The 7,206-nt window shown below is 57.6% G+C and carries 5 protein-coding genes and 1 pseudogene; 5 read left to right on the forward strand and 1 reads right to left on the reverse strand.

Annotated features, from left to right (window positions below; all coding sequences use genetic code 11):
* From H3T90_RS08705 to H3T90_RS08720, 4 genes and pseudogenes are all read left to right on the forward strand, one after another.
* Positions 1-185 (forward strand): annotated as a pseudogene (locus H3T90_RS08705) (sugar ABC transporter permease); the annotation flags it as partial.
* A 29-nt stretch (positions 186-214) separates the two neighbouring features.
* On the forward strand, positions 215-1,165 hold the full coding sequence (locus tag H3T90_RS08710) for a carbohydrate ABC transporter permease (protein ID WP_144178249.1): 951 nt from the start codon (positions 215-217) through the stop codon (positions 1,163-1,165).
* A 227-nt stretch (positions 1,166-1,392) separates the two neighbouring features.
* Positions 1,393-3,162 (forward strand): ABC transporter substrate-binding protein, encoded by a 1,770-nt coding sequence (locus H3T90_RS08715; protein ID WP_232348764.1) that lies wholly within the window; start codon positions 1,393-1,395, stop codon positions 3,160-3,162.
* Positions 3,163-3,347: 185 nt separating this feature from the next.
* A complete protein-coding gene (locus tag H3T90_RS08720; protein ID WP_198230264.1) occupies positions 3,348-5,099 on the forward strand; it encodes an ABC transporter substrate-binding protein in 1,752 nt (583 codons plus the stop codon).
* Between the two features lie 213 nt (positions 5,100-5,312).
* On the opposite strand, the gene H3T90_RS08725 is transcribed toward H3T90_RS08720, so the two are convergent.
* On the reverse strand, positions 5,313-5,963 hold the full coding sequence (locus H3T90_RS08725; RefSeq protein ID WP_198230265.1) for a YesL family protein: 651 nt from the start codon (positions 5,961-5,963) through the stop codon (positions 5,313-5,315).
* Between the two features lie 375 nt (positions 5,964-6,338).
* Here H3T90_RS08725 and H3T90_RS08730 point away from each other — a divergent pair.
* Positions 6,339-7,206: ABC transporter permease subunit (locus H3T90_RS08730; protein ID WP_198230266.1), on the forward strand; the 868-nt coding region annotated here is incomplete at its 3' end.

Raw genomic sequence — 7,206 nt, forward strand, 5'->3', positions numbered from 1 at the left:
TCCAGAACGCCTTCAACCTCAAGCACATCCAGGTGCTTGACCTCTACGTCTACAACGTGGGCATGGGTCAGAACAGCCTCTCTCTCGCCACGGCCATATCCATGCTGAAATCCCTAGTCAGCGTGGTCCTCTTACTGAGTGTCAACGCACTGTCCAAACGTGTGCGCGGCGAGTCGATCATCTGAGGTCCCGAGCGGAAAAGGAGAGCTGAAATATGAGTGACGCCATCGACACATCTGCCGGGACCTTGGACGGGTCCCACCTGATTCGCAGATCAAAAGGGGAGAAGGTCTACAATGTTTTTAACATCGCTTTCTTCGTCCTCTTCGCCTTCATCTGTACATATCCCTTCTACTACCTGATCATCAACAGCATCTCCGACAATGATGCGAGTGCGGCTGGTGATGTCAACTGGTTCCCCCAAGGTTTCCACCTGGAGAATTACAAGGCCGTCTTCAAGCTGGAGGGTCTGGGGGATGCTGCCATGGTCTCCCTGGGTCGTACCGTGATCGGCACGGCCCTGACCGTCATGGCCAGCGCCTTCCTGGGCTTTATGTTCACTCAGAAGAAGATGTGGCACCGGTCCTTCTGGTACCGGTTCGTCATCATCACCATGTACTTCAATGCTGGTCTGATCCCTATGTTCATCACAATGAAGAACCTGGGTCTGACCAACAACTTCTGGGTGTACATCCTTCCGGCCATCGTGCAGCCTTTCAACATCATCCTGGTGAAGACCTACATCGAGTCCATCCCCTCCTCCCTTCAGGAGGCGGCCGAGGTGGACGGCGCTGGCACAATGACTGTTTTCAGAAAGATAATACTGCCTATGTGCACGCCGATCCTGGCCACGGTGGCTATCTTCTCGGCCGTAGGGCAGTGGAACTCTTTCCAGGACACTCTGCTTTACATGTCGGATTCCAAGCTCTACTCCCTGCAGTACGTGCTCTACCTCTACATCAACCAGGCGGCTGCCCTGGCCTCCTCGGTCAAGGCTAGCGGCACGGGCAGCGCTCTGAATGCGGCTGCTATGGCCACCCAGCAGACCCCGACCTCGATTCGCATGACTGTTGCCGTGATCGTGGTGCTGCCCATCCTCTTCGTCTATCCCTTCTTCCAGCGCTACTTCGTCAAGGGCATGATGCTCGGCGCCGTCAAGGGGTGAACCGTATCCCCTTCCGCAAATCGGCATCCGGCCGGAAGGGGATTCGGTCGGACCTGCCTGTGGGAGGTGACGTTAACGAGGCAGATGGTTCCGGCCAATAAAGAAGGAAAAACAGAAAGGGAGAGCCGACTCTGGGGGGTGTCGACTTCCGGTCTTCCCCCAGGGGGGCGGACCGCTCTGGAAGAACTAAACAATAAGAATCAAAAGTAGAAGAAAAAGGAGGAACAATGTCCCTCAAGAAGAAGGCATCAATGGCGATGGCCTTGATCCTGTCCTCGGCCATGGCCCTTGCAGGCTGCGGCGGTGAGAGCAGCAGCGAGGGTGCTGACGACAAAGGCCTGATGAATGTGGAGATGTTCTCCATGTCCGCCACCGCCCAGGGAGAGCAGAAGGGCTGGTTCGCCAAGATACTCAAGGACAAGTTCAATATGAAGATGAAGGTGGTTGCGCCTGCTCAGACGGGTAACGCGGAGACCATCTTCCAGACCAGGGCGGCCACTGGCAACCTGGGTGACCTGATTCTGACCAACACGGACAACGGTCGTCTGCAGAAGCTGGTCGATTCCAACCTGATTGCCGACATGACCCCTTACATGAAGAATGAGAAGAATCTAAAGAAGTTCCAGGGTGCCCTGGACAGGGTCACCAAGGTGGCGGGTAAGGATGGCGTCTGGGGGGCCCCGTCCGATGTGGCCACGCAGTCGCCCTCCAAGCCTTCCGCTGGTGACGAGCCTGGCACAGCCCCCCACATCCGCTGGGATTACTACCGCGAGGTGGGCTACCCCAAGATTAACAATCTGGATGACTTCCTCGACGTTCTCAAGCTCATGCAGGACAAGGCCCGTGAAGACACCGGGAAAAAGGACATCTATGCCCTCAGCCTCTTCAAGGACTGGGACCAGGAGATGATGAAGTACCCGATGGATATGGCCTCCTGGTACGGGTACAATCCCATGAACACGGTCCTTACCCGGGCCGACGGGAAGGACGACCAGCCTGTTACCAAGGAGGGTGGCATCTACGAGCAGATGCTGCGTTTCCTCAACAAGGCCTCCAGGATGGGCCTGGTGGATCCGGATTCCTCCACCCAGACCTGGGACAACATTTCCCAGAAGGTCCACCAGGGCAAGGTCCTGGCAGACATTTGGAGCTGGCTGGGCCAGCCAGCCGTCAATACCGTGGGCAACAAGGCCAAGGGGGTTGGATTCATGCTGGCCCCAGTACCCGGCCTGAAGGTCTACGCGGACGGGTTTATGCCCGACGGTCATGACCCGGTCATCGCCGTGGGTGCCAAGGCCAAGAACAAGCAGCGCCTGGTCGACTTCATCGACTGGCTCTACTCGCCCGAGGGTGTCTATGCCACGGCCACCGGTGCCATGGGACAGGCCTGCCCGGAGAAGATGTGCTGGGAGCGGACCAAGGACGGCAACAAGATGACCGACCTGGGTATCAGGGTCATGTTCGGGACTGATGAGGAAGATCCGAACAATACTCAACCGGTGCCTGCCAAGTTCGGCGGCGGTCAGTACGGCAAGGGAGTGTCGATGATGCACTTCACCGGCATCCACAAGAACGACATCGACCCGACCACCAAGGAGACCTATAACCCCCAGCTGTGGAAATCTGAGCTGGCCAAGCCTGACGCCCTCAGGGATGACTGGTCCGCCCATATGGACGGTGCCAAGACCGCTCTTGAGTGGCTGCAGAAGCACGACGAGGCCATGGTTGCCGTCGGGGCAGGCTTCGTAGCTCCGACCGAGGACTCCTCCATCAAGGCCCTGCGTGGCCAGGTCAAGTCCGAGATCGTCTCCCAGTCCTGGAAGGCGGTCTATGCCAAGGATGACAACGAGTTTGACACCATCCTGAAGACCATGAGAGACAACCTGAAGGGGCTTGGATACGAGCAGGTCGAGAAGATCGACATGGCCAACGCCAAGGCCCAGACCAAGGCCCGTCAGAAGATCGTCAAGGAATGGGAGGAACAGCACGGCAAGTGATCCGGTCCGCTGAAAGACGGCCCGGGTTCTGACGGGGGCTGTACAGGCCCCCGTACGGCCGCGATGACCTCCCCGGTCCGGCCAAGAAAATCTGTATCGGATTTTCTTGGCCGGACCGGGGAGGTTGGACGGTGGTAAGAGACGCCACGGGTTGGGTGGCGGATGACAAAGAAGGAAGATAATCCATGAACCTCAAGAAGAAGGCAATGGCGGCGATCGCCGTCGCCATCACCGGTGCCATGTCCTTGGCGGGCTGTGGTGGCGGTGCTAATTCAAGCGATGGCCCGGACGACCACTCTGAAATGACCGTTGAGATGTTCTCCCAGGACGCCACGGCCCAGGGTATGCAGAAGGGCTGGTTCGCCAAGCTGATCAAGGACAAGTTCAACATCAAGCTCAAGGTCATCGCACCGGGTGTCACCGGCAACAGCGAGACTCTCTTCGAGACCCGTTCGGCAGCCGGGAACCTGGGCGACTTGATTCTGACCCACACCGGCAATGGCCGCCTGCAGAAGCTGGTTAAGGCCGATCTGATTACTGATCTGACCCCCTACATCAAGAACGAGAAGTACTTGAAGAAGTACAAGGGCGCCCTGGACAGGGTGACCAAGGTGGCGGGTAAGGATGGCGTCTGGGGCATCCCCGGAAACGTGTCCTCCCAGTCCCCGCTCAAGTCGAACGCTGGAGATGAGCCCGGCACGGCTCCCCACATCCGTTGGGACTACTATCGTGAGGTCGGTTACCCGGAGATTAAGAACCTGGATGACTTCCTCAACGTTATGAAGCTCATGCAGGACAAGGCCCGGGCCGACACCGGCCAGAAGGACATCTACGCTCTCAGCCTCTTCAAGGACTGGGATGGGGAGATGATGAAGTTCCCCATGGATATGGCCTCCTGGTATGGGTACAACACGATGAACTCGGTCCTGACCAAGGCTGACGGCTCCGATGACCAGACCCCCATCCAGGAGGGCGGCATCTACGAGAAGCTCCTGCGCTTCCTCAACAAGGCCCAGAGGATGGGCCTGATTGATCCGGATTCTTCCACTCAGACCTGGGACAACATCACCGCCAAGACCAGCCAGGGCAAGATGCTGGTAGACATCTGGTGCTGGCTGGGCCAACCCCGCATCAACTCTGCTGCCAACAAGGCCAAGGGAATCGGGTTCATGCTGGCGCCCTTGCAGGACATGGACATTTATTCAGACGGCTTCGCCCCCGATGGGGTGGATCCCATCCTGGCAATCGGTGCCAAGGCCAAGAACAAGCAGCGTCTGGTTGACTTCCTCAATTGGCTTTACTCGCCTGAGGGTGTCTATGCCACGGCCCAGAACGCCGGTGGCCCCGTCTGCCCGGAAAAGCTCTGCTGGACCAGGAGCTCTGAAGGCAACAAGATGACCGATTTCGGACTCAAGGCCATGAATGAGGCCGACGGACTGAAGGTCCCCGCAGAGTTCGGCGGCGGTGACTACAACAAGGGCATCTCCATGATGCACTTCCAGGGGCTGAACCAGAACGACATCGACCCGTCCACCAAGGAGACCTACAATCCGGCCCTGTGGAAGACCGAACTGGCCAAGCCCAACGCTCTGAGGGATGACTGGTCCGCTCATATGGACGGTGCCAAGACGGCCTTGGAGTATCTGGAGAAGCACAAGCAGATCGTGGTCGCCCCCGGCTCAGGGTACATCCCGCCCGAGGAGGACTCCCAGATCACCGCAGTTCGCGGCCAGGTCAAGTCCGAGATCGTCTCCGAGTCCTGGAAGGCGGTCTATGCCAAGGATGACAACGAGTTCGACACCATCCTGAAGACCATGCGCAACAACGTGAAGGGATTGGGCTACGAGAAGATCGAGAAGATCGACATGGCCAACGCCAAGGCTCAAACCAAGGCACGCCAGGACATTGTGAAGGAGTATGAGAACAGGACCAAGTGATTCCACGATTCCGGCCTGCCGGGCGGTCCATGATCCGCCAGTAGAGCCGGAGTCCTATCGGTAAGCGATGGGGCGGTGTCCGCCAGGTTTGGGGCCGGCGGACACCGCCTTTTTGTACCCTATATGCCACTCTTGGCAATCTGGATGCAACTGCGGTTCATGCGAGCGACTTATGCCCTGTCAACCACGCGAAATGTGACGGCACCGCCTTGATCACAGAGAACCGTTCTTATAGGTGGTCGTGGTGTCTCCCTTAGCACCCCGCTCGAAACGGTCGAAGGCCCGTAGATAGATCAGTGACTTGGCGTATGCCAGCCAGGAGAAGCCGAAGATTATGGCCATGACCCGCAGGAAGGGCACATAGTAGACGAGGAAGGCGAAAGCCACGTCGATGGCCAGGAGACAGATGGCGTAGAGGGGGATCCCCATGGGAACCCCGACGGAGAGTTTGAAGAAACCCCAGACCGTATTGGTGTAGCGGGATTGCAGGGGGTAAAAGAACTCGTATGAGAGGACGAGCAGAACGGTTCCGATGATCAGGACAATGAGGGCGAGGTAGGTCATTGCCCCCTTCATGCTCAGCCAGAAGGCCAGCGAATAAATGACGATGGCACCCAGCGCGACGTGGATGATGAAAGCGATTATGGACTGCTTGAACTCCCGGATGAAGCGTTGCAGGTACTGTCGGCAGAGGGGGATGTCGTCGTGGTCGTCATAGGCGAAAATCGTGCCGTAGAGGGCGCTGCGGGCGGGCCCTATCGTGACCAGGGGTATGCAGGTGACGACGAAGAGCAGGTTCAGAGCTGTGAATCTGAGCAGGGTGTTCACGAACTGCCAGAAGGGGCTTTCGAGGTTGAAGTGCATAATCCGCCTTTCCTCTTTGACTCTACCTGTCAGTGCACCCGGCGGGGGCGGCGGCACGCGGGCAGGAGACTGGGCGCGGCCATCCTGTTGTTCTGTCTTCTGCTCCGTCGGCTACAGGATCAGCTGTCGGACGGGTCTGTCAGGAAGGTGTCCGATCTTGCCTGGGCCCATGGGCGGGAGCGGTCCTGTCTTACGTGGTGACATGCCTTGCAGCATACCGCGGCTTGACAGCTAAGTTAAATCGGTGTACTAATCTATTTACAAACATATAAATAAGCCTACTACGGTAAACACGGCGCCGAAAAGTAGTGGAAGCATTCGGCGCATGGCTGGCAACGCAATGGAGCGGGCTTATAGGAAAGACAGGAGGGCAGGATGTCAACTGGCGACATTCCGTTGAACGCCACCCGGCGGGGTAAGACTAAACGCCAAGGGGGCATAAGCGGCAAGAAGAGACACAGCATCAACCTCTTCCTCTTGACCGTCCCCTTTCTGATACTGGTCATCCTCTTCAGTTACTATCCACTGCTCGGATGGGTATATGCCTTCTATGACTATCAGCCACCCATTCCCCTTTCGGAGAGCCAATTCGTCGGCTTCCAGTGGTTCAAGATGATGATCCAGAATCCGGCCCAGCTGCATACGGTCGGCCAGGTCCTGATCAACACTTTCGTGATGAGCGGCCTGGGCATTCTGACATCATTCTTCCCGCTGTTCTTTGCCATCGGCCTCAATGAGATTCGCAGCAAGCACTTCAAGAACGTCATCCAGACCCTGACTACCCTGCCCAACTTCATCAGCTGGGTCCTGGTCTACGCCGTGGCATTCGCCATGTTCTCCTCCACTGGCATGGTCAACCAGCTCCTGCAGAACATCCACCTGATCTCACAGCCTATTCACTTCCTGGATTCCGATAGCGGGACCTACATCAAGATGCTCCTGTGGAGCCTGTGGAAGGGTCTGGGCTGGGGGTCCATCCTCTACCTGGCCGGCATATCCGGCATCGACCCCGAACTCTACGAGGCCGCCCAGGTGGATGGGGCCAACCGATTCCAGCAGATCATACACGTTACGATTCCGCAGCTCATGCCCACATACCTGGTCATGCTGATGCTGAGCGTCTCCAACTTCCTGAACAACGGGATGGATCAGTACTTCGTCTTCCAGAACGCCTTCAACCTCAAGCACATCCAGGTGCTTGACCTCTACGTCTACAACGTGGGCATGGGTCAGAACAGCCTCT

Origin of the sequence: Bifidobacterium polysaccharolyticum (genome assembly GCF_016101585.1) — a bacterium.
Lineage (GTDB): Bacteria > Actinomycetota > Actinomycetes > Actinomycetales > Bifidobacteriaceae > Bombiscardovia > Bombiscardovia polysaccharolytica.